The organism is Blautia sp. MSK.20.85 (genome assembly GCF_013317245.1).
Classification (GTDB): domain Bacteria; phylum Bacillota; class Clostridia; order Lachnospirales; family Lachnospiraceae; genus Blautia_A.
This window is the reverse complement of sequence record NZ_JAAIUN010000009.1, coordinates 47,548-66,971: the sequence shown is the minus strand read 5'-3', so window position 1 is coordinate 66,971 and position 19,424 is coordinate 47,548. Positions and strand designations below refer to the sequence as shown.

19 protein-coding genes are annotated in these 19,424 nt (G+C 44.4%); 18 read left to right on the top strand and 1 reads right to left on the bottom strand.

Annotated features, from left to right (window positions below):
- Positions 1 to 2 precede the first annotated feature (2 nt).
- The 12 genes from G5B12_RS07240 to G5B12_RS07185 all read left to right on the top strand — a co-directional run bounded on the left by G5B12_RS07240 (position 3) and on the right by G5B12_RS07185 (position 12,420).
- On the top strand, positions 3 to 1,268 hold the full coding sequence (locus G5B12_RS07240) for a cytosine permease (RefSeq protein WP_059085206.1): 1,266 nt from the start codon (positions 3 to 5) through the stop codon (positions 1,266 to 1,268).
- Positions 1,269 to 2,660, top strand: a complete 1,392-nt coding sequence (gene pepV, locus G5B12_RS07235; RefSeq protein WP_021977544.1) for a dipeptidase PepV — start codon at positions 1,269 to 1,271, stop codon at positions 2,658 to 2,660.
- Positions 2,661 to 2,769: 109 nt separating this feature from the next.
- Positions 2,770 to 3,228: a GtrA family protein gene (locus tag G5B12_RS07230; RefSeq protein WP_216417785.1), complete on the top strand. Its 459-nt coding sequence runs from the start codon at positions 2,770 to 2,772 to the stop codon at positions 3,226 to 3,228.
- 39 nt (positions 3,229 to 3,267) lie between these two features.
- On the top strand, positions 3,268 to 4,629 hold the full coding sequence (locus tag G5B12_RS07225) for an MATE family efflux transporter (RefSeq protein WP_118608273.1): 1,362 nt from the start codon (positions 3,268 to 3,270) through the stop codon (positions 4,627 to 4,629).
- 152 nt (positions 4,630 to 4,781) lie between these two features.
- Positions 4,782 to 4,991, top strand: a complete 210-nt coding sequence (locus G5B12_RS07220) for a DUF1858 domain-containing protein (protein ID WP_021977547.1) — start codon at positions 4,782 to 4,784, stop codon at positions 4,989 to 4,991.
- Positions 4,992 to 5,164: 173 nt separating this feature from the next.
- The gene (locus G5B12_RS07215) at positions 5,165 to 5,782 is read left to right on the top strand and encodes an anthranilate synthase component II (RefSeq protein WP_174087984.1); all 618 of its coding nucleotides are present in this window, start codon (positions 5,165 to 5,167) and stop codon (positions 5,780 to 5,782) included.
- Between the two features lie 123 nt (positions 5,783 to 5,905).
- A complete protein-coding gene (pabB, locus tag G5B12_RS07210; RefSeq protein ID WP_174087983.1) occupies positions 5,906 to 7,327 on the top strand; it encodes an aminodeoxychorismate synthase component I in 1,422 nt (473 codons plus the stop codon).
- A 78-nt stretch (positions 7,328 to 7,405) separates the two neighbouring features.
- Positions 7,406 to 8,197 carry an aminotransferase class IV gene (locus tag G5B12_RS07205; protein ID WP_118064368.1) on the top strand — a complete coding sequence of 264 codons (792 nt, stop codon included), beginning with the start codon at positions 7,406 to 7,408 and terminating at the stop codon, positions 8,195 to 8,197.
- Between the two features lie 267 nt (positions 8,198 to 8,464).
- A complete protein-coding gene (gene pfkB, locus G5B12_RS07200; protein ID WP_174087982.1) occupies positions 8,465 to 9,376 on the top strand; it encodes a 1-phosphofructokinase in 912 nt (303 codons plus the stop codon).
- A 20-nt stretch (positions 9,377 to 9,396) separates the two neighbouring features.
- Complete coding sequence (locus G5B12_RS07195; RefSeq protein ID WP_174087981.1) at positions 9,397 to 11,310, top strand: PTS fructose transporter subunit IIABC; 1,914 nt, start codon at positions 9,397 to 9,399, stop codon at positions 11,308 to 11,310.
- Between the two features lie 38 nt (positions 11,311 to 11,348).
- The gene (locus tag G5B12_RS07190; protein WP_015525831.1) at positions 11,349 to 11,606 is read left to right on the top strand and encodes an HPr family phosphocarrier protein; all 258 of its coding nucleotides are present in this window, start codon (positions 11,349 to 11,351) and stop codon (positions 11,604 to 11,606) included.
- 70 nt (positions 11,607 to 11,676) lie between these two features.
- Positions 11,677 to 12,420 carry a DeoR/GlpR family DNA-binding transcription regulator gene (locus tag G5B12_RS07185; RefSeq protein ID WP_021977553.1) on the top strand — a complete coding sequence of 248 codons (744 nt, stop codon included), beginning with the start codon at positions 11,677 to 11,679 and terminating at the stop codon, positions 12,418 to 12,420.
- Between the two features lie 70 nt (positions 12,421 to 12,490).
- Here G5B12_RS07185 and G5B12_RS07180 read toward each other — a convergent pair whose 3' ends face one another.
- Positions 12,491 to 12,745 (bottom strand): hypothetical protein, encoded by a 255-nt coding sequence (locus tag G5B12_RS07180; protein ID WP_174087980.1) that lies wholly within the window; start codon positions 12,743 to 12,745, stop codon positions 12,491 to 12,493.
- 191 nt (positions 12,746 to 12,936) lie between these two features.
- Between G5B12_RS07180 and larE the strand changes: the two genes are divergently transcribed.
- The 6 genes from larE (at position 12,937) to G5B12_RS07150 (ending at position 19,414) form a co-directional block, all read left to right on the top strand.
- A complete protein-coding gene (gene larE / locus G5B12_RS07175; protein ID WP_174087979.1) occupies positions 12,937 to 13,758 on the top strand; it encodes an ATP-dependent sacrificial sulfur transferase LarE in 822 nt (273 codons plus the stop codon).
- Position 13,759: 1 nt separating this feature from the next.
- The gene (gene tsaA, locus G5B12_RS07170; RefSeq protein WP_021977556.1) at positions 13,760 to 14,449 is read left to right on the top strand and encodes a tRNA (N6-threonylcarbamoyladenosine(37)-N6)-methyltransferase TrmO; all 690 of its coding nucleotides are present in this window, start codon (positions 13,760 to 13,762) and stop codon (positions 14,447 to 14,449) included.
- 145 nt (positions 14,450 to 14,594) lie between these two features.
- The gene (locus G5B12_RS07165) at positions 14,595 to 14,876 is read left to right on the top strand and encodes a DUF2325 domain-containing protein (RefSeq protein ID WP_015525835.1); all 282 of its coding nucleotides are present in this window, start codon (positions 14,595 to 14,597) and stop codon (positions 14,874 to 14,876) included.
- Positions 14,877 to 15,057: 181 nt separating this feature from the next.
- On the top strand, positions 15,058 to 16,377 hold the full coding sequence (locus tag G5B12_RS07160) for an aspartate kinase (protein WP_021977557.1): 1,320 nt from the start codon (positions 15,058 to 15,060) through the stop codon (positions 16,375 to 16,377).
- Between the two features lie 265 nt (positions 16,378 to 16,642).
- Entirely contained in the window at positions 16,643 to 16,864 is a 222-nt protein-coding gene (locus tag G5B12_RS07155) for an HPr family phosphocarrier protein (RefSeq protein ID WP_021977558.1), read from the top strand.
- Between the two features lie 183 nt (positions 16,865 to 17,047).
- Positions 17,048 to 19,414, top strand: coding sequence for an ATP-dependent DNA helicase (locus tag G5B12_RS07150; RefSeq protein ID WP_174087978.1), 2,367 nt, complete (start codon positions 17,048 to 17,050; stop codon positions 19,412 to 19,414).
- Positions 19,415 to 19,424: the final 10 nt, after the last annotated feature.

Genomic DNA, 19,424 nt, shown 5'->3' with positions numbered 1-19,424 from the left:
GAGTGGAACAGGAAAAGAAAACAGGAAATGTGGAATCTGTCACATTGGAACAGGTTCCGATGGAAGAGAGAAAAAGCTGGGCAGATGTTGCCATGATCCAGGCGGGAATTATGATCTGTGTGCCCAGTCTGATGCTGGGAGGAATCCTGGCAGAGTCTATGCCGATGTCTCAGGCCATCTGGTCAGGGGTAATCGGATATGCAGTGATCGTGGCGTTGATGATATTTTGTGGAATCATGGGAAGTGATCTTGGTGTACCGACATGTGTTGTTGCATCTGGCGTTTTTGGAAAACAGGGATCATCAAAGCTGATCTCTGCATTATTTATGATCTCCATGATCGGTTGGTTTGCAGTGCAGAACGGTGTCTGTGGCTCTGCATTTTCCAATCTGATCGAAGCAAGCACAGGAGTAAAAATCCCGATTCCGGTATCAACGGTTGTGTGGGGAATAATCATGCTGGTTACAGCTGTATATGGAATCAATGCTCTGGATAAACTGAATAAGATTGCCATTCCTGCACTTGTGATCGTAACTGTGATCGGGTGTGTGGTAGCAATCCAGCGTTTCGGAACCGGAAATTTAAGTATGACTATCGAAGATCCGGCCATGAGCTTTGCAGATGGAGTTGTACTTACTATCAGTTTTATGGCCACCGGCGCCTTGAATGCACCTGATTTTACCAGATATCAGAGAACAAGAAAAGATACAGTCCTTTCTTCTGCTATCGGTGTGATGCCGGCAGGAATGGCTATGCTTATTCTCGGAGCGGTAATGACGAGAATTGCCCAGCAGTATGACATTTCACTTGTATTTTCTAATATTGGCCTTCCGTTCCTTGGAATGGTCGTACTGATCCTGGCAACCTGGACAACGAATACTACCAATGCCTACAGTGCAGGCTTAAATGCAGTTATGGTATTCAATCTGAAAGAAAGCGGCCGTTCTATGGCAACGGTTATACTTGGAGCTGTGGGAACAGTTCTGGCAGCTGTTGGTGTAGCCGGAAATTTTGAGGGATTTCTTACACTTCTTGGAAATGCGTTTATGCCGATCATTGCTCTGTTTATTGTGGAATACTGGAGCCTTGGAAAAGGAAAAGCAGAGAACTTTACATTACGTGAAGGATGGTCAGTGGCTGGAATCGTGACCTGGGCTCTTGGTTTTGCAGCTACGTTTTTGACTGTGGGAATTTCTTTTATCAATGGAATGCTGGTTTCCGGAATCCTGTATCTGGTGTGGAGACTGGTAAAAAAAGGTGATAAATAAATGGCTAGAGAATATGTAGAAAAAAATACAGCGGAAATGGTCAGATGTCTAAAAGAACTGGTAGCTATTCCCGGGATTTTTGAGGATGCACCATCTAAAGGAGCACCTTTTGGAAAAAATATCCAAAAATCTCTGGAGTACGTCCTTAGAATGGGACAGCAAATGGGATTTCAGGTAAAAAATTATGATGGTTATGCCGGAGAGATCACTGCCGGAGAGGGAAACAGGATGATCGGAATCCTCTGCCATACAGATGTGGTCAGTGCAGGAGAGGGATGGAACACAGATCCGTTTGATCCTGTGGAAAAAGATGGAAAGCTTTATGGAAGAGGAACTTCAGATGATAAAGGCCCTCTGGTGTCTTCACTTTTTGCTATGAAATATCTTGCAGATAATCAGTTGATTCCAAAAGATACCTGTCTTCGCATGATTGTGGGAACCGATGAGGAAGAGAGCTGGCAATGTATTCGTTATTATCTGGATCATGCAGAAATACTTCCACAGGTATCTATCGTACCAGATGCTAATTTTCCACTTTTATACTGCGAAAAAGGACTTCTTGACTTTGATCTTTCTTCTGTGGAATCTGTGGATGAAAGAGCAGAGATACAAATTGTGGAATTAAAAGGTGGACGTAGCAGAAATATTGTTCCGGACGAGGCGTCCTGTCTTCTGAAATGTGAAGATCCGAAGGCGGCAGTAAAAAGCATTGCGCTTCCGGAACAGGTTACAGCAAAGATCACAGATGGATTTTTGAAATTGTCAGTCAGAGGGATCAGTACACATTGTATGAGTCCGGAAAAAGGGTTTAATGCAGTTTCCTGTCTTCTGGAAACGCTGGGACAATTTGGCGAAAAACTTTCTCATGCTTCTTATATGAAATGTTTTCATCAGGCCATAGGAATGGATTATGACGGAGAGCGTCTGGGCTGTGCCATGGAGGATTCCGCAGGGGCACTGACGTTTAATGTGGGAACTGTGAATATGGATGAAAATGGAAGGATTTTTCTGCAGTGTAATATTCGTTATCCTGCATCTGTGGAGTATAATGATATTCGGGAGCTGCTGGAGAGACAGCTGAAAAAATATGGCTTCTTTTATAATGAAGTAGATTATCTGGCTCCGGTGTACCATAAAAAGGACTCAGCACTGATCCGGTGTCTGATGGAGGCCTATCAGGAAGTGACAGGGGATATGGATACAGAGCCAATGGCTATTGGCGGAGCTACCTATGCAAGGGCACTTCCTAATGCTGTGGCATTTGGGCCGCTGTTTCCGTATGAGGAAGAACTGGCTCATGAAGCAAATGAATTTTTAAGCATTGAGAGTCTGCAGAAAATGACCGAAATTTTTGTAAAAGGTCTTTACAAACTGATGACAGAATATAGATAAAAACATTAAAGAAACAAACTATAGAAATATCCTGGAATGCGTTGACATCCAGGATATTTTTTGCTATAGTATACAAGTTTACATATGACAAAGAAGAAAGGATATGGATATGGAGGAAAAGAAAGACATTTTTGACAGACTGATGCATCTTCCTGTATTGAACATATTTGAACCTTTTTATAAAAAACATAAGGAAGTTCTGATGTATCTGTTCTTTGGCGGGATCACATTTTTTCTGAACATAGCACTGTATGCATGGCTGGATGGCATGCTCGGAATAAATGCGCTGATCGCCAATGTGATCTGCTGGGTAGTCTGTGTACTGTTTCAGTATTTTACAAACAGGACCTGGGTATTCGACGGTCAGGTAGATTCGGCAGCCGGATTTTTAAAGCAGATGGCTTCGTTTTTCGGAGGAAGACTCTTTACTCTGGTTGTGGAAGAAGCGATCCTTGCAGTATTCATTACCTGGCTTGGATTTAACAGCATGGCAGTGAAGCTGATCGCTCAGGTGGTTGTGATCGTATTGAATTATATAATCAGTAAATTAATTGTTTTTAAAAAATAAAAAATGTTTATATTTACGAGAAAGGAGTTGAGTTAAAAAATGGCAAAAGATAAGACCAATGATATGACTGTGGGAAATCCGGTGAGCCTGATCATCCGGTTTATGATTCCCATGTGTCTTGGAAATATTTTTCAGCAGTTTTATAACATTGCGGATTCCATTGTTGCGGGTCAGTTCCTGGGAGTAGATGCGCTGGCTGCAATCGGAAGCACCGGTTCACTGATGTTTTTTGTTACCGGATGGCTTAACGGACTGAGCAGTGGCTTTGCCATTCTGGTATCCCAGTGGTTCGGGGCGAAGCAATATGATAAGATGCGTCATTACGTAGCTATGTCCATTTATCTGGCAGCAGCCTTTGCCATTGTGATGACCATTGGCTTTGAGGCTTTGAATGAACCGATTCTGCGGCTGATGAATTCACCGGAGGATCTGATGGGATCTGTGAAGGGATATATGGGAATTATTTATGCAGGCCTGATCGTAACAGCGGCATATAATTCACTGGCAGCGTTTCTCCGTGCACTTGGAGATTCAAAATCTCCGCTGTATTTTCTGATCATTTCGGCAGTGATCAATGTGTTCCTGGATATTCTGTTTATTGTAAAAATCGGGATGGGAGTGGAAGGCTGTGCCTATGCTACGGTTATCGCGCAGGCAATTTCCGCAGTCTGCTGCCTGATCTATATTATCAAAAAGTTCCCGATCCTGCATCTGAAGAAAGAAAACTTTGAAGTTTCTTTTACCAGCTTCCGTTATCTGCTGGCCCTTGGTATTCCCATGGGACTTCAGTTTTCCATCACAGCGATCGGAACCATTATTGTGCAGGGTGCGGTAAATATTTACGGTTCTGTATATATGGCAGGATTTTCCGCTGCGGGAAAAATACAGAATATCATTGCAACTGTATTTGTAGCTTTTGGTGCGACGATGGCAACCTATGTAGGACAGAACCGGGGCGCCGGAAAGATGGACCGTGTAAAAGCAGGAATGAAATATACCCAGATCATGGTCTTGATCTGGAGTGTGATCACTATGATCATTATGTTCTTTTTCGGAAAGTACATGACCTGGCTATTTATTGACAAATCCCAGACGGATGTTATTAATGTTTCTGTTACTTATTTTCATACGGTATTCTGGGCATATCCGTTCCTTGGAAGTATCTTCCTCTACCGAAACGGACTTCAGGGACTGGGATATGGCTTGGTTCCCATGCTGGGCGGTGTGTTTGAACTGGCGGCAAGAAGTGCGATCGTTATGTTTGTTGCAGGAAAAACAAGTTTTGCAGGTGTATGTCTGGCAGATCCTGCCGCATGGATCGCAGCGCTGATCCCTCTGATCCCGTATTATATTTATGTGATGAAAAAGTGGAGCAGGGGAAAAAAGGAAACTGCTGCCTGAGTGGGTATAATACAGAAAATGAAAAGAATAAATTTAGGCTTGCAATTATGGAAGATACAGTTATAATGATATTATAACTGCGGAAAAAACCAGGAAACCAGGAAACCGGGATTCCGGGTAAGATTACAGATCCAGAAGGGAGAATATAGATCATGGAAATCACAAAGGAAACAACAATGGGCGAGATGCTTGCATACGATGAGAAGATCGCATACATCCTTATGCAGGAAGGAATGCACTGCATCGGCTGTCCGTCTTCTATCGGTGAGTCTCTTGAGGAGGCATGTATGGTACACGGACTTGACGTAAACGTAGTACTGGCAGACATCCATCATTATGAGGAAACCAAGAAACAGAAATAATCAGTACTATCACTGATCTTATAACGTTATAACGTACAGATTACGGACCGTAAGGGATAACGACTGTGCATGTCTTTTTGGCATGCCATCGTTATCCCTTTCTTTTTATGTGTAAGCAGTAATAAGAAGAAAAAAACGACTATAAATATCCACTTTTATATGGAGGAAAAAACATGTATATAATGATCGATAATTTTGATTCATTTGTATATAATCTGAAGGCATATTTTCAGGAACTGGGAAGAGAGATACTGGTTAAACGCTGTGATGAGATCACTCTTAAGGAGCTGGAAGAGATGAACCCGGAAGGGATTATTCTCTCGCCGGGACCGAAGCGCCCCTGGGATGCGAAGCTCTGTGTAGATACGGTAAAAAAATTTCAGGGAAGGATTCCGATCCTGGGTGTCTGTCTGGGCCATCAGGTTATCGGCCACTGCGCGGGAGCAGTAGTGGAAAAGGGAGCACGTCCCATGCACGGAAAAGTAACAGAGATCCACAATTACGGAACCGGTGTGTTTGCAGGCCTGCCGGAGAAATATAAGGTTACAAGATATCATTCCCTGATCGTACGGGAAGACAGCATCCCGGAAGAATATCAGGTAGATGCTGTTTCCGATGACGGAGCAGTTATGGGAATTTCCCATAAAACACTGCCTCTGTATGGCGTACAGTTCCATCCGGAAGCTGTTCTTACGGAATATGGCCATGAGCTTCTTGAGAATTTCTGTAAGATCGCAGAGGAATTTCATCAGGAGAGGGAAGAAGAACTGGCAGAAGAGAAAACTGCTTAGATCAAAAAATAACCCGGAGATGAATGCAGCTCGCCTGCACTCATAAGAATATTACAGGGTGCAGTGAGGATACCTGATCCGCTCACTGCACAGATAAAACCGGGAACACACAGGAGTAAAAACATGTACAATAATCAGCGAATCATAAAAGAACTGACCCCATATATCCCGGCAGTGGAGATTTTCTGGATCTACGAGAGAGAGCCGGGAGCTGCATTTCTGGATTCCTCCCTTGTGAATGAACTGGGACATTATTCCGTGATCGGAAGGTGCCCCTATCTGAAACTGGTAAAAGACGGGAAGACCTTTACCATCAATGGAAAACCGGAAACAGAAACAACCTTTGAAGACTACATGCGGGAATATTTGAATACCCATGAGGACAAAAATGACAGCAGACTTCCCCTTGTGTCCGGAGCTGTAGGATATTTTTCCTATGATTACGGAAGGAAACAGATGGGAGTACCCTCCGGGGAAAAAGATCTTGTGACGATTCCGGAAGCAGTTCTGACGTTTTATGACTGTTTTGTTGTGGAAGACTGTCAGGAAAAAAGGACGTATCTTGTGTCAAATGGAATCAGCGGAAATGCCGCGGCGCAGATCGGCGCAATGGAAAAAGCAATCCTGGAATCTGCAGAGGCTGGCAAACCGGAAGAACCGGAAATCGGAGAAAAAAAGAAATTCGAAAATGGGATGATCACGGAAAATTCTCACCGTGAGAAATTTAAGATTCAGGTCCATCCAAATTTTGAGAAAGAGGAATACAAGCAGGCAGTGGACCGGATGATCCGGTATATTATAGAAGGTGATATCTACATTGCCAATATGACACAGCAGCTGACCATTGAAAGCGAAAAACAGCCGCTGGATGTTTTTTATGATCTCCGGAAAAACAATCCCTCTCCTTTTGGCGGATATCTGGATTTCGGAGAGTATCAGATTATCTGTGCCTCTCCGGAGCGGTTCCTGAAAATGAAAGACCGTCATGTGAACACCCGTCCCATAAAAGGGACACGAAAACGTGGCGAAACGCCTGAGGAAGATGAAATGCTCCGCCAGGAACTTGCAGATTCCGGAAAAGATAAAAGTGAGCTTCTGATGATCGTAGATCTGGAACGAAATGATCTGAACCGGGTATGTACACCGGGAAGCGTGAAAGTAACTGAACTTTTTACAGTGGAAGCATATGCCACAGTATTTCATCTGGTGTCGGATATTGAGGGAACACTGGAAGATGGAAAAAATGTGATGGACCTTCTGGAAGCTACGTTCCCCGGTGGTTCTATTACCGGTGCACCGAAATACCGCGCTATGGAGATCATTGATGAACTGGAGCATGGAAAAAGAAATCTCTATACCGGTTCCATCGGCTATCTGACACTGGATGGCAGCTGCGATTTTAACATCGTGATCCGTACAGCCCTTCATAAAAACGGGAAATATCATCTTGGTGTCGGTGGCGGGATCACGGCAGAGTCAGATCTGGAATTTGAGTATGAGGAAACACTGCAGAAAGCGAAAGCAATCCTGGATGCACTGCAATAGGGGACATACGGAATAACGGAAGACTAAGAAAGATTCTGCAGACGGGCCGGGAGACCTGATGCAAAAGGGAGGATGGAGATGAACGTAACATTAGATGAATGTTTTCAGTTTGGCCTGGGAGCATTTGAAACCATAGGGATCGAACAGGGAATTCCCATACTGCTGGATAAACACCTGAAAAGACTGGAACGTGCCGCAGATTTCCTGAAACTGGGAAGCTTGTCAGAACGGGGGATCACTGCACGGAAGATTGAAAAATATCTGGAAGAACAGAAAATGCGCACAGAAGTACAAAAGGAATTTGGAAACCTGGAGCACTGTGCATTAAAGATCATGCTTACCAAGGAAAACATGGTTTATTCTCTTCGTGCCAATCACTATACACCGGAAAAATATGAGAAAGGTTTTTTCATAGATATCAGTGCGGTAAAACGAAATGAAACCTCACCGCTGGTATATCACAAAACCATGAATTACGGAGACTGTATCCTGGAAAAAAGAAACGCCACGGCAGCAGGAATGGATGAGCGGCTGTTTCTCAATACAAAAGAACAGGTTTCTGAAGGTACGGTAAGTAATGTATTTTTTGTGAGAAACGGCGTGATCTGTACGCCACAAGTCAGTTGCGGCCTTCTTCCGGGGATCCTTCGGGAGTATCTCTGTGAAACAGAAGATGTGGAAGAGACAGACATCTATGTTCAGGACCTGAAGCGGTATCAGGAATGTTTTGTTACCAATTCCCTGATGGGAATCATGCCAGTGCGTCAGATCGGGGGAATTCGGTTTGAGGAAGACCGAGTGACAAAGGAGCTGATGAGAAAATATCAGGACATGGTACAGGAGACGATAAATAAGAAGAAAGACAGATGAAACGATATGGAGTGCCAGATTCTGTGAATGACCATGACTGAAATGAATGAAAATGACTGAGATAATCAGGGATAAAAGTGTATCAACCTGGAAAAACTAGGATTGATGCACTTTTTTTGTGCAAACTCAACCAAAAACAGTCATAAATTTTGTGAAGTAGTTTGATTGACTTTGAATGAATTTGGAAGTATACTAAGTTCAACAAATGAGAAACAACAAAAAGCGGTCAGAAACCCGCAGAATAAAAGATATGGGGAGGAGAAAGAAATGATCTGCACAGTTACTTTTAATCCATCTCTGGACTATATCGTTTCCGTAGAGGACTTCAAGCTTGGACTTACCAACCGTACCAGTTCTGAGCTGATGCTTCCGGGCGGAAAAGGAATCAACGTTTCCACCGTGCTGATGAACCTTGGAATTGAGAATACAGCACTTGGTTTCATGGCAGGATTCGTAGGAGATGAGATTGTAAGAAAGCTTGAGGAGATGGGAGTGAAATCCGATTTTATCAAGATCCCGGAAGGCGTTTCCAGAATCAACCTGAAGCTGAAATCCATTGACGGAACCGAGATCAACGGAATGGGACCTAAAATCAGCGCAGAAAAAGTTCAGGAGCTGATGGAGAAACTTGACACACTGAAAGAAGGAGATGTGCTTTTCCTGGCAGGAAGCATTCCATCATCCATGCCGGATGACATGTACGAGAAGATCATGGCGAGACTGGACGTAAGAGGCGTGATGATCGTTGTGGATGCAACAAGAGATCTTCTTGTAAACGTTTTGAAATATCATCCGTTCCTTGTGAAACCCAACAACCATGAACTGGGAGAAATCTTCGGAGTCGAGCTTAAGACCCGTCAGGATGTGATCCCTTACGGAAAGAAACTCCAGGAAAAAGGTGCCAGAAATGTACTGATTTCCATGGCCGGTGAAGGAGCTGTCCTGGTAGCAGAAGACGGACAGGTATTTGAGAAACCGGCACCGAAGGGAACACTGGTAAACGGCGTAGGAGCCGGAGATTCCATGGTAGCAGGCTTTATGGCAGGCTGGATGGAAAAACAGGATTACGAATACGCTTTCCACATGGGGATTTCCGCAGGAAGCGCAAGTGCATTTTCTGAAAATCTTGCCACGAAGGAAGAGATTCAGGCGGTATATAAACAGGTAACAGAGGGGTAAATAAGAAAGGAGAAGGGAAGATGAGAATCACAGATCTGCTTGACAAACGAAGCATATCGCTGGATGCAGCACCGAAGACAAAATCCGAAGCGCTGGACATGGCCGTAGATCTTATGGTAAAAAGCGAAAAGATCAGCGACCGGGAAGCTTATCGGAAACAGGTGTATTTAAGAGAGGAAGAAAGTACAACAGGAATCGGTGAGGGAATCGCCATTCCCCATGGAAAATGTGATGCGGTAAAGAAACCGGGACTTGCTGCCATGGTAGTAAAAAACGGCGTGGAATTTGAGGCACTGGACGATGAGCCGGTTACGCTCCTTTTCCTGATCGCGGCACCGAATACAGAAGACAACATTCATCTGGATGTACTCAGCAAACTTTCCGTGATGCTGATGGATGATAATTTTACAGAGTCCTTACGTAACGCGAAATCTGTAGATGAATTTATGGAGATCATCGACAAGGCAGATGATGAGAAAAAAGATATCGACGAGAGACTGGCAGATACAGGAAGTTCCGAAGGAGCCAGAGCCAAACTGCTGGCAGTTACTTCATGCCCCACAGGTATTGCCCACACCTACATGGCAGCAGAAGGACTGGAAAAAGCAGCGAAGGCGAAAGACTGTTTCATTAAAATAGAGACAAGAGGCTCCGGCGGAGCAAAAAATGTACTTACGGATCAGGAGATCCAGGAAGCAGACTGCATTATCGTAGCAGCAGATGCCAAGGTTCCTATGGACCGTTTCGATGGAAAGAAAGTCATCGAATGCCAAGTTTCCGATGGAATCAGCAAGGCAGACCAGCTGGTTGAACGTGCGATCTCCGGAGATGTTCCGGTATATCATGGGGCAGCAGGCAGCCAGAACTCTTCCTCAAACGCAAAAGCAGGCGGCGGGGCAGGCCACAAAATCTACATGCAGCTGATGAACGGTGTATCTCATATGCTTCCACTGGTTGTTGGCGGTGGTATCCTGATCGCTCTTGCATTCCTGATCGATGGTTTAAGTGTAGATTTAAGTTCCCTTCCGGCAGACCAGAGAGCAAACTTTGGTACCATCACACCGGTAGCGGCTGTTCTGAAAAACATTGGTGGAACCGCATTTGGTTTTATGCTCCCTGTACTGGCCGGCTTTATCGCAATGGCCATCGGTGACAGACCGGCCCTTGCAGTTGGCCTTGTAGGCGGTATGATCGCAGCAAACGGAAAATCCGGTTTTCTTGGAGCTCTTCTTGCAGGTTTCCTTGCAGGATATCTGATCCTGGGACTTCGTAAAGTCTGTGATAAACTTCCGGAAGCTCTGGAAAAAATCGCACCGGTACTGATCTATCCGGTTGTTGGTGTCCTTCTTATGGGACTTTGTATGACATTCATTGTAGAGCCGATCATGGGTGGTATCAATACAGGATTAAATAATGCCTTGACAGGCATGGGAAATTCAAGTAAAGTAATTTTAGGACTGGTTCTCGGTGGCATGATGGCCATTGATATGGGAGGCCCGTTCAACAAAGCAGCATATGTATTTGGTACAGCGGCCATTGCGGCAGGTAACTATGACATTATGGCAGCAGTTATGGTAGGAGGCATGACTCCTCCATGTGCTATCGCACTTGCATCCCTGCTGTTTAAAGACAAATTTACAAAAGAAGAGCGTGAGGCAGGACCGACCAACTTTATCATGGGACTTGCATTTATCACAGAAGGAGCCATTCCTTTTGCGGCATCTGACCCGATCCATGTACTCCCGTCCTGCATCGTCGGCTCCGCAATAGCAGGAGCGATCTCCATGTTCTTCAACTGTACACTGATGGCACCACACGGCGGAATCTTCGTATTCCCGGTTGTAGGTAATGCACTGATGTATCTGGTCGCACTGGTTGTGGGAACTCTGATCTCAGCTGTACTTCTCGGTGTACTGAAGAAAAAAGTTGCTTAAATTTTAAAATTAAAAATAAAAACCTGGAGGATAAAAAAATGAAAGAATTCAAGTATGTAGTAACAGATAACGAAGGAATCCATGCACGTCCGGCAGGAGAGCTTGTGAAACTTGTAAAAGGCTTCGAGTCCAAGATCACAATCGAGAAAGACGGTAAGACTGTAGAGTGCAGAAAGCTTCTTGCACTTATGGGACTTGGCGTAAAGAAAGGCCATGAGGTTACCTTCACATTCGATGGTGCAGACGAGGATGCAGCATACGAGGCAGTAAGCAAATTCATGCAGGAGAACCTGTAATTTCTGAATGAGTGAACAGAAGACATCCCGGTCCGGCTGATCGGGGTGTCTTTTTTAAAGGAGGAAAAACATGCTGACGGAGCAGAGATATGAGATCATACTCGGCCTTCTCAGAGAAAAAAACAGTGTCACGGTAACAGAACTGAAAGATATCCTGAATGCATCGGAATCCACGGTTCGCAGAGATATCACAGCACTTTACAAGGCAGGAAAACTGACCAGGGTTTTTGGCGGCGCAGTGGCACTGGAGCATACAGTCAATGCTTATGAGCCTACCGTAGCCCAAAAATCCGAGCTTAATATCGAGGAAAAAAAGAAGATCGCAGCTTATGCGGCATCTCTGATCCAGCCGGAGGATTTTGTATATCTGGATGCGGGAACGACGACCGGATATATGCTGGAACATCTTAACGGCTCCAGGGCGACTTTTGTGACCAACGGTGTTTCCCATGCAAGGACCCTGGCCCAGATGGGAATCCGTGTGCTGCTGATCGGCGGGGAGTTGAAAGGCTCCACGGAAGCGGTGATCGGAAGCCAGGCCATGCAGATGCTGAAGAATTATCATTTTACCAAGGGCTTTTTTGGAACCAACGGAATGACCCAGAGAGAAGGCTTTACCACACCGGAGGCCAATGAGGCACTGGTAAAACGAACAGCTATGGAGCAGTGCCTGGAAAAATATGTAGTGTCCGACAGTTCCAAATTCGGACAGATCAGTGCGGTGACGTTCTTTTCATTTGAAGGGGCGGTAATCCTGACGGAAAACTGTTCCAGAGAATATAAGGACTGCAGAAATATTCAGATCGTATCATAGAAAATTATAAAATGAAAAGATTATAAAAAAACCGGTTTGGAAGAAAATTCTTCGGAACCGGTTTTTGCGATCAGTTTTCCTTGGAGATCATGGATTCCAGATCTTCCACAGAAATGTCTTTCTTATGCATCAGTTTGAGAAGACGTTTCAGATCTGCGGCTTCTTCTGCTTTCTTGGCTGCTTTATGAATTTCCTCCAGCTGAGCTGCAAGAGCAGTTTTCTCATCTTCCAGAGCTGCAATCTTCTCTGTGTAGGCAGCAATCTTGGAATCTACTTTGGAAATCTTTTCGTTCAGTACTTCTACTTTGGTACGTCTCTGTCCCATATGAAACCTCCTGATAAAATATTATTACTTATACAATAGCATAAAAGGTCTGAAAATACAATTATCAATTATATTTCATATTGACTTAGTGGGGAAAGTATGATATCTTAACGGAATGCGAACAGGAATGATCGTTTCAGATAAAAATAAATGGCAGAATTGTAATAGAAATTAAAGAGGTGAAGAAAACAATGGAAGAAAAAGAATTACAGGAAGCATTAAAAAAAGAAGAAGATCTGAAAGCCTATTTCCGCCAGCTGAAAAGCGTGGCGGTTGCCTTTTCCGGAGGTGTGGATTCCACCTATCTTCTGAAAACAGCTCATGATACTCTTGGAGATCAGGTGATCGCGGTAACTGCAAAGTCCTGTTCTTTTCCGGAGAGAGAACTGAAAGAGGCGATCCACTTCTGCGAAAAAGAAGGCATCCGTCACTTTGTATGTGAATCCGAGGAACTGGACATTGAAGGCTTTTCCCATAATCCGAAGAACCGATGTTATATCTGTAAGCACGAGCTGTTTGAGAAGATCATCAACATCGCAAAGGAGCAGAAGATCGCATATATCGCAGAAGGCTCCAATATGGATGACAACGGAGATTACAGACCAGGGCTTCAGGCAGTGGCAGAACTTGGGGTGACAAGTCCTCTGCGCCATTCCAAGCTTGCGAAAGAAGAAATCCGTATCCTGTCCAGAAATCTGGGACTTCCTACCTGGGATAAGCAGTCTTTTGCCTGCCTTTCTTCCAGATTTGTTTACGGAGAAGAGATCACAAGGGATAAACTTTCCATGGTAGATAAAGCAGAGCAGCTTCTTCTGGATCTGGGATTCCATCAGGTTCGTGTGCGGATCCACGGAATGATGGCCCGCATTGAAGTGGAACCGGGAGAATTTTCCAAAGTTCTGGAAAACCGGGAAAAGATCACAAAAGAGTTTAAGACATATGGCTTTACCTATGTTACAATGGATCTGACAGGCTACCGGACAGGAAGCATGAACGAAACATTGGGAGAGTAATATGAAAATAATTGCAAGGATCAGAAGTGATTTTCCAACAAAATTTGGAATCCCGCGCCAGAGCGGCCGTGTGGAAGAACTGACAGCCCGTGTTGTTTTTGAACCGGAATACCGGGTACGGGAAGCGGTAAAGGGAATGGAAGATTTTTCTCATATCTGGCTGCTCTGGGAGTTTTCCCAGGCGATCCGTGAGAACTGGTCACCTACGGTACGTCCACCGCGTCTGGGTGGAAATGAAAGAATGGGCGTATTTGCTACCAGATCCCCCTTCCGTCCAAATCCGGTAGGGCTGTCCTGCGTGAAACTGGAAAAGATCGATCTGGAGAGCAAAGAAGCCCCTGTACTGATCGTATCCGGTGCGGATCTGATGGACGGAACCCCCATCTATGATATCAAGCCATATCTGCCGGCGGCAGACTGCCATCCGGAAGCTCTGGGCGGCTTTGCGGCAAAAGTGGAGCAGCATTTCCTGAAAGTGGAGATCCCCGAAGAATGGAAGGCAAAGATCCCGGAAGATAAGATCTCTGCCCTGGAAGGGGTGCTTAAAGAAGACCCAAGACCTGCATACCAGAAAGATCCGGAGCGGATATATGGAATGCCTTTTGCAGGAATGGATGTACATTTCCAGGTAAAAGAGGGCATACTTACTGTATGCGGGATCACAGAATATAAAAAATCTGACAAAATTTAAAATTACCTTTGACAAACTTTTTAAGGCATGGTATTATAATAAACGAGTTAGCAAATGCTAACTCAATATTTTAAACCAAGAGTTAGTTAAAGATAACCAGTAACAGTTATATAAAAAAAGTTCAGAGATCAAAGGAGAGTGAATTATGAGCGTTGTAATCGTAGGCGGTAATGAAAGAATGGTATGTCAGTATGAGGATATCTGTAAGGGATTCGGATGTAAGGCAAAAGTTTTTGCAAAAGAAAAAGGAGCCATGAAGAAAAAGATCGGTGTGCCGGATCTGATGATTCTGTTTACAAGTACCGTTTCCCACAAAATGGTAAACTGTGCAGTAGAAGAAGCAAAGAAAAAATCCATCCCTGTATGCCGCTGTCACACAAGCAGCGCTGCAGCTCTTGAGAATATTCTGAAACAGTACTGTGCATAAGAAACAGGTCAGGAGATACTTTTCTCTTGTATAATTTGACTTTTTTGCGGAAATGTAACGGAAAGACTTGCAAAATCATGAATTATTCAATAAAATAGCCGTAGGTTTCTGTGGTAAAGCGTTGCAGTGAATCGTGAATATGCAGCGCTGGAAGTCGAAATTACAGGTGAGAGGTGTTATCATGAAAAAAGTTGTAAAATTCGGTGGAAGTTCTCTTGCAAATGCGGAGCAGTTTCAGAAAGTGGGCGATATCATCCGCAGCGATGAGAGCCGCCGTTATGTAGTTCCGTCAGCTCCCGGAAAGAGATTTGACGAAGATATCAAAGTAACGGATATGCTTTACGGATGCTATGACGCAGCATCCAAAGGTGAGGATATCACTGAGAAACTTAATGCCATCAAAGAGAGATATTACGAGATCATCAAAGGTCTTGGGCTGAGCCTTTCTCTTGAAGACGAGTTCAAGAAGATCGATGAGGATTTCCGTGCACAGGCGGGAATTCAGTATGCGGCGTCCAGAGGAGAGTTCCTCAATGGTAAGATCATGGCTGCATACCTTGGATACGATTTCGTGGATGCGGCTTCAGTGATCCGTTTTGATAAAGACGGTAATCTGGAAGCGGAGGAGACAAATAAACTCCTTTCCAAGAAGCTCAGCAAATCCCAGCATGCGGTTATCCCGGGATTCTACGGAGCATGTGCGGATGGCACGGTGAAGACATTTTCCAGAGGTGGTTCTGATGTAACCGGATCCCTGGTTGCAAAAGCCATCCATGCAGATATTTATGAGAACTGGACCGATGTTTCCGGTTTCCTTGTAACAGATCCGCGTATCGTTCACAATCCGGAACCGATCGAGGCAATTACATACAGAGAGCTTCGTGAGCTTTCTTATATGGGTGCAACTGTTCTTCATGAGGATGCGATCTTCCCGGTTCGTAAAGAGGGAATTCCGATCAACATCCGTAACACAAACAGCCCGGAGGATAAGGGTACACTGATCGTGGAGAGCACCTGCAAGAAACCGAAATTTACCATTACCGGTATTGCCGGAAAGAAAGGTTTCTGTTCTATTAACATTGAGAAATCCATGATGAACAGTGAGATCGGTTTTGGCCGTAAGGTTCTCCAGGTATTTGAGGATCAGGGAATCAGCTTTGAGCATGTACCGTCCGGAATTGATACCATGACTGTATATGTTCACCAGGATGAATTTGAGGAGAAAGAGCAGCAGGTTATCGCAGGCATCCACCGTCTGGTACAGCCTGACTTTGTGGAGATGGAATCTGACCTCGCGCTGATCGCAGTTGTAGGCCGTGGAATGAAATCCCAGAGAGGTACTGCAGGAAGAATCTTCTCTGCTCTTGCTCACGCAAATGTAAACGTAAAAATGATCGATCAGGGTTCCAGTGAGCTGAATATCATCATCGGCGTTGAGAACCGTGATTTCGAAAAAGCTGTCAGAGCGATCTATGATATTTTTGTTCTGACACGGATCTGAACAAAATCCGAATATCCGCTTGACTCCGGAAGCAGTATCCGCCACAGGACATGTAACATACAGTCCTGTGGCGGATTTTTCTGTTAATCTGACCTGTTTATCCAAAAAAAATCCAAATAAATCTGACAAAATTTCCAAAGAAAAAGCAAAGATATTATACATTGTGTCGAAAAACACCTGACAGGAAATAAACAGTATTGACAAAAACTTAACTTTTGTGTAAAACAGACATATACAAAAACTTCAGAAAGGCAGGCGGTCAGCAATGGAGAAACAGATCAAACTGGATGAAAAAAGCGCACAGGAGTTTGTCAGTGCAGCCAGCAGATGCAATTTTGATATTGATGTATTTTACAACCGCATTATCATCGACGCAAAGTCAATCCTTGGACTTCTGAGTCTGGATCTGACAAAAACCCTGACAGTAAAGTGTTACGGAGAGGATGAAAATTTTAACCAGGTTCTTTCCAAATATGCGGTAGGCTGAGAAATATGAATAAAGAAAAAAGGTAATAAAAAGGCGCAGTTCATGAAAAGTAAAGCAGAACATGCGTCTTTTTTGATTGCAGAGAGATTTTTGTATGTGTTTTTGTGGTATAATCTTGAAATACAGCATTGCAGAAAAGGACAGCTGCAGGGTGAAGAACTCTGACAGCTGCAGGAGTAAATTATGGAAAAACCAAAAGTGCGGATTTCTGTCAGAAACCTGGTGGAATTTATACTGAGAAGCGGAGATCTGGATAACAGCCGTGGATCATCCGGAGATAAAGAAGCCATGCTAAAAGGTGGAAGACTTCACCGGAAGATCCAGCGAAGTATGAAGGGCAATTATCAGGCAGAAGTTTCCCTGAAAAGAGAAAGTGAATATGAAGATGTAATCATCCAGGTAGAAGGCCGCGCAGATGGAATTTTTACTGAGGACGGGGAGTTCTGGATTGATGAGATCAAAGGCACCTATGGAAATCTTCAGGCAATGGAGGTACCGGTACCTGTCCACCGCGCACAGGCAATGTGTTACGGGTGGATTTACGGAGAAAAAGAAGGCCTTTCCCAAATTGGGATCCAGATGACCTATTCCCATCTGGATACAGAAGACACCAGAAGGTTTCGAGAAATTTTTTCCATGGAGGAACTTAAAAACTGGTACCAGAAACTTCTGGATGATTACCATAAATGGATTTCCTGTTCGCTTTCCTGGAAAAAAGAACGGAATGCATCCATGAAAGATCTGCAGTTTCCGTTTCCTTACAGAGAAGGGCAGAGAGAGATCGTCAGTGGTGTATATCATACGGTTTCCAGTAAGAAAACGCTGTTTGTCCAGGCACCTACCGGAGTGGGAAAAACCATGTCTGCAATTTTTCCATCTGTACGTGCCATCGGAGAGGGGAAGGGCGAAACACTTTTTTACCTTACCGCAAAAACCATTACAGGAACAGTTGCCTGGGAAGCGTTCCATACTTTGCGTGAAAATGGACTGAAATTTAAGGTCACAGCCATTACCGCAAAAGAAAAGCTTTGTTTCCTAGATTCACCGGAATGTACACCGGAGAAATGCCCCTATGCGAAAGGACATTTTGACCGGGTGAACGATGCAGTCTATGAACTTTGGACAACCGAAGAGGTATATTCCAGAGAAGTGATCCGTGCTCATGCAGAAAAATGGCAGGTATGTCCTTTTGAGATGTGCCTGGATCTTTCCGTCTGGGTAGACGGGGTGATCTGTGACTATAATTACGCCTTTGATCCCAATGTCCATCTGAAACGCTTTTTCGGGGAAAATATTTCCGGAGATTATATTTTTCTCATTGATGAAGCGCATAATCTGGTAGAACGCGGAAGAGAAATGTACAGTGCGGAGATATCCAGACAGACACTTTTTACATTGCGGAAAAAAATCCGGAAACATTTTCCAAAACTCGCCAGGGCACTGGATAAAGCCAGCAGGCAGATGCTGGAACTGGAAGAGGATCTTAAGGCATCCCAAAATCCGTATCAGGTGCTTTCCAACCCAGGTGTACTGCCGGTTACGTTTCTTACCATTTCCGGTGAGCTGGAAGAAATTCTGGAAGAAAAAAATCTGGAAGAGGAGCTTCGAAAGGAGATCCTGGAATTTTATTTTGTTGTGCGTGATTTTCTGAATGTGTCAGAACTGGTGGATGAGAACTATGTGGTCTATACGGAATACTTTGGGGAAAATGATTTCCGGCTGCGCCTGTTCTGCGTGAATCCGGCTGCAAACTTAAGTGAATACCTGAAAAAGGGAAGAAGTGCGGTATTTTTTTCCGCAACACTTTTTCCGATGTTGTATTACCGGGAACTTCTTACAACAGAAACAGATGCTTATGGAATTTATGTGCAGTCCCCGTTTTCGGCAAAAAACAGGAGAATTCTCATTGGAAGCGATGTAAGCAGCCGGTATACAAGAAGAAACCATACAGAGTACCGTAAGATTGCGGAATATATTTCCAGGTGTGTATGGCAGCGCCAGGGGAATTATATGGTGTTTTTTCCTTCCTATCGTCTGATGGAAGATGTATATCAGGTTTATGAGGAGGAATTTTCGGTAGACTGGGTGCGCTGTATCCGGCAGAATTCTGATATGACCGAACGGGAACGGGAGGAATTTCTGGAAGAATTTCAGAGCAGGGAAGGAACACTGGTAGGTTTCTGCGTACTTGGAGGAATTTTTTCCGAGGGGGTTGATCTTACAGGTGAAAGTCTGATCGGAGCGATCATAGTGGGAACCGGACTTCCGCAGATCGGCAGTGAGCGGGAGATCCTGAAAGAATATTATGACCGAAAGAAACAGAGCGGTTTTGATTATGCCTATCGTTATCCTGGTATGAATAAGGTTCTTCAGGCCGCCGGACGTGTGATCCGGACCAAAGAGGACAGAGGTGTGATCCTGCTTTTGGATGACCGTTTTCTGGGACGGGATTACGGAGAAATTTTTCCGAGGGAATGGAAAGACCGGAGCAGCTGCAGACTGAATACTGTAGAAGAGGCAGTAAGCAGGTTCTGGCGGTCGTTTACTTGACAGACGTAAG

Bases quoted from the DNA above. Each gene is read 5' to 3' on its own strand.
- pepV (WP_021977544.1), top strand. From the start codon at position 1,269: ATGGCTAGAGAATATGTAGAAAAAAATACAGCGGAAATGGTCAGATGT.
- G5B12_RS07230 (WP_216417785.1), top strand. From the start codon at position 2,770: ATGGAGGAAAAGAAAGACATTTTTGACAGACTGATGCATCTTCCTGTA.
- G5B12_RS07225 (WP_118608273.1), top strand. From the start codon at position 3,268: ATGGCAAAAGATAAGACCAATGATATGACTGTGGGAAATCCGGTGAGC.
- G5B12_RS07220 (WP_021977547.1), top strand. From the start codon at position 4,782: ATGGAAATCACAAAGGAAACAACAATGGGCGAGATGCTTGCATACGAT.
- G5B12_RS07215 (WP_174087984.1), top strand. From the start codon at position 5,165: ATGTATATAATGATCGATAATTTTGATTCATTTGTATATAATCTGAAG.
- pabB (WP_174087983.1), top strand. From the start codon at position 5,906: ATGTACAATAATCAGCGAATCATAAAAGAACTGACCCCATATATCCCG.
- G5B12_RS07205 (WP_118064368.1), top strand. From the start codon at position 7,406: ATGAACGTAACATTAGATGAATGTTTTCAGTTTGGCCTGGGAGCATTT.
- pfkB (WP_174087982.1), top strand. From the start codon at position 8,465: ATGATCTGCACAGTTACTTTTAATCCATCTCTGGACTATATCGTTTCC.
- G5B12_RS07195 (WP_174087981.1), top strand. From the start codon at position 9,397: ATGAGAATCACAGATCTGCTTGACAAACGAAGCATATCGCTGGATGCA.
- G5B12_RS07190 (WP_015525831.1), top strand. From the start codon at position 11,349: ATGAAAGAATTCAAGTATGTAGTAACAGATAACGAAGGAATCCATGCA.
- G5B12_RS07185 (WP_021977553.1), top strand. From the start codon at position 11,677: ATGCTGACGGAGCAGAGATATGAGATCATACTCGGCCTTCTCAGAGAA.
- G5B12_RS07180 (WP_174087980.1), bottom strand. From the start codon at position 12,745: ATGGGACAGAGACGTACCAAAGTAGAAGTACTGAACGAAAAGATTTCC.
- larE (WP_174087979.1), top strand. From the start codon at position 12,937: ATGGAAGAAAAAGAATTACAGGAAGCATTAAAAAAAGAAGAAGATCTG.
- tsaA (WP_021977556.1), top strand. From the start codon at position 13,760: ATGAAAATAATTGCAAGGATCAGAAGTGATTTTCCAACAAAATTTGGA.
- G5B12_RS07165 (WP_015525835.1), top strand. From the start codon at position 14,595: ATGAGCGTTGTAATCGTAGGCGGTAATGAAAGAATGGTATGTCAGTAT.
- G5B12_RS07160 (WP_021977557.1), top strand. From the start codon at position 15,058: ATGAAAAAAGTTGTAAAATTCGGTGGAAGTTCTCTTGCAAATGCGGAG.
- G5B12_RS07155 (WP_021977558.1), top strand. From the start codon at position 16,643: ATGGAGAAACAGATCAAACTGGATGAAAAAAGCGCACAGGAGTTTGTC.
- G5B12_RS07150 (WP_174087978.1), top strand. From the start codon at position 17,048: ATGGAAAAACCAAAAGTGCGGATTTCTGTCAGAAACCTGGTGGAATTT.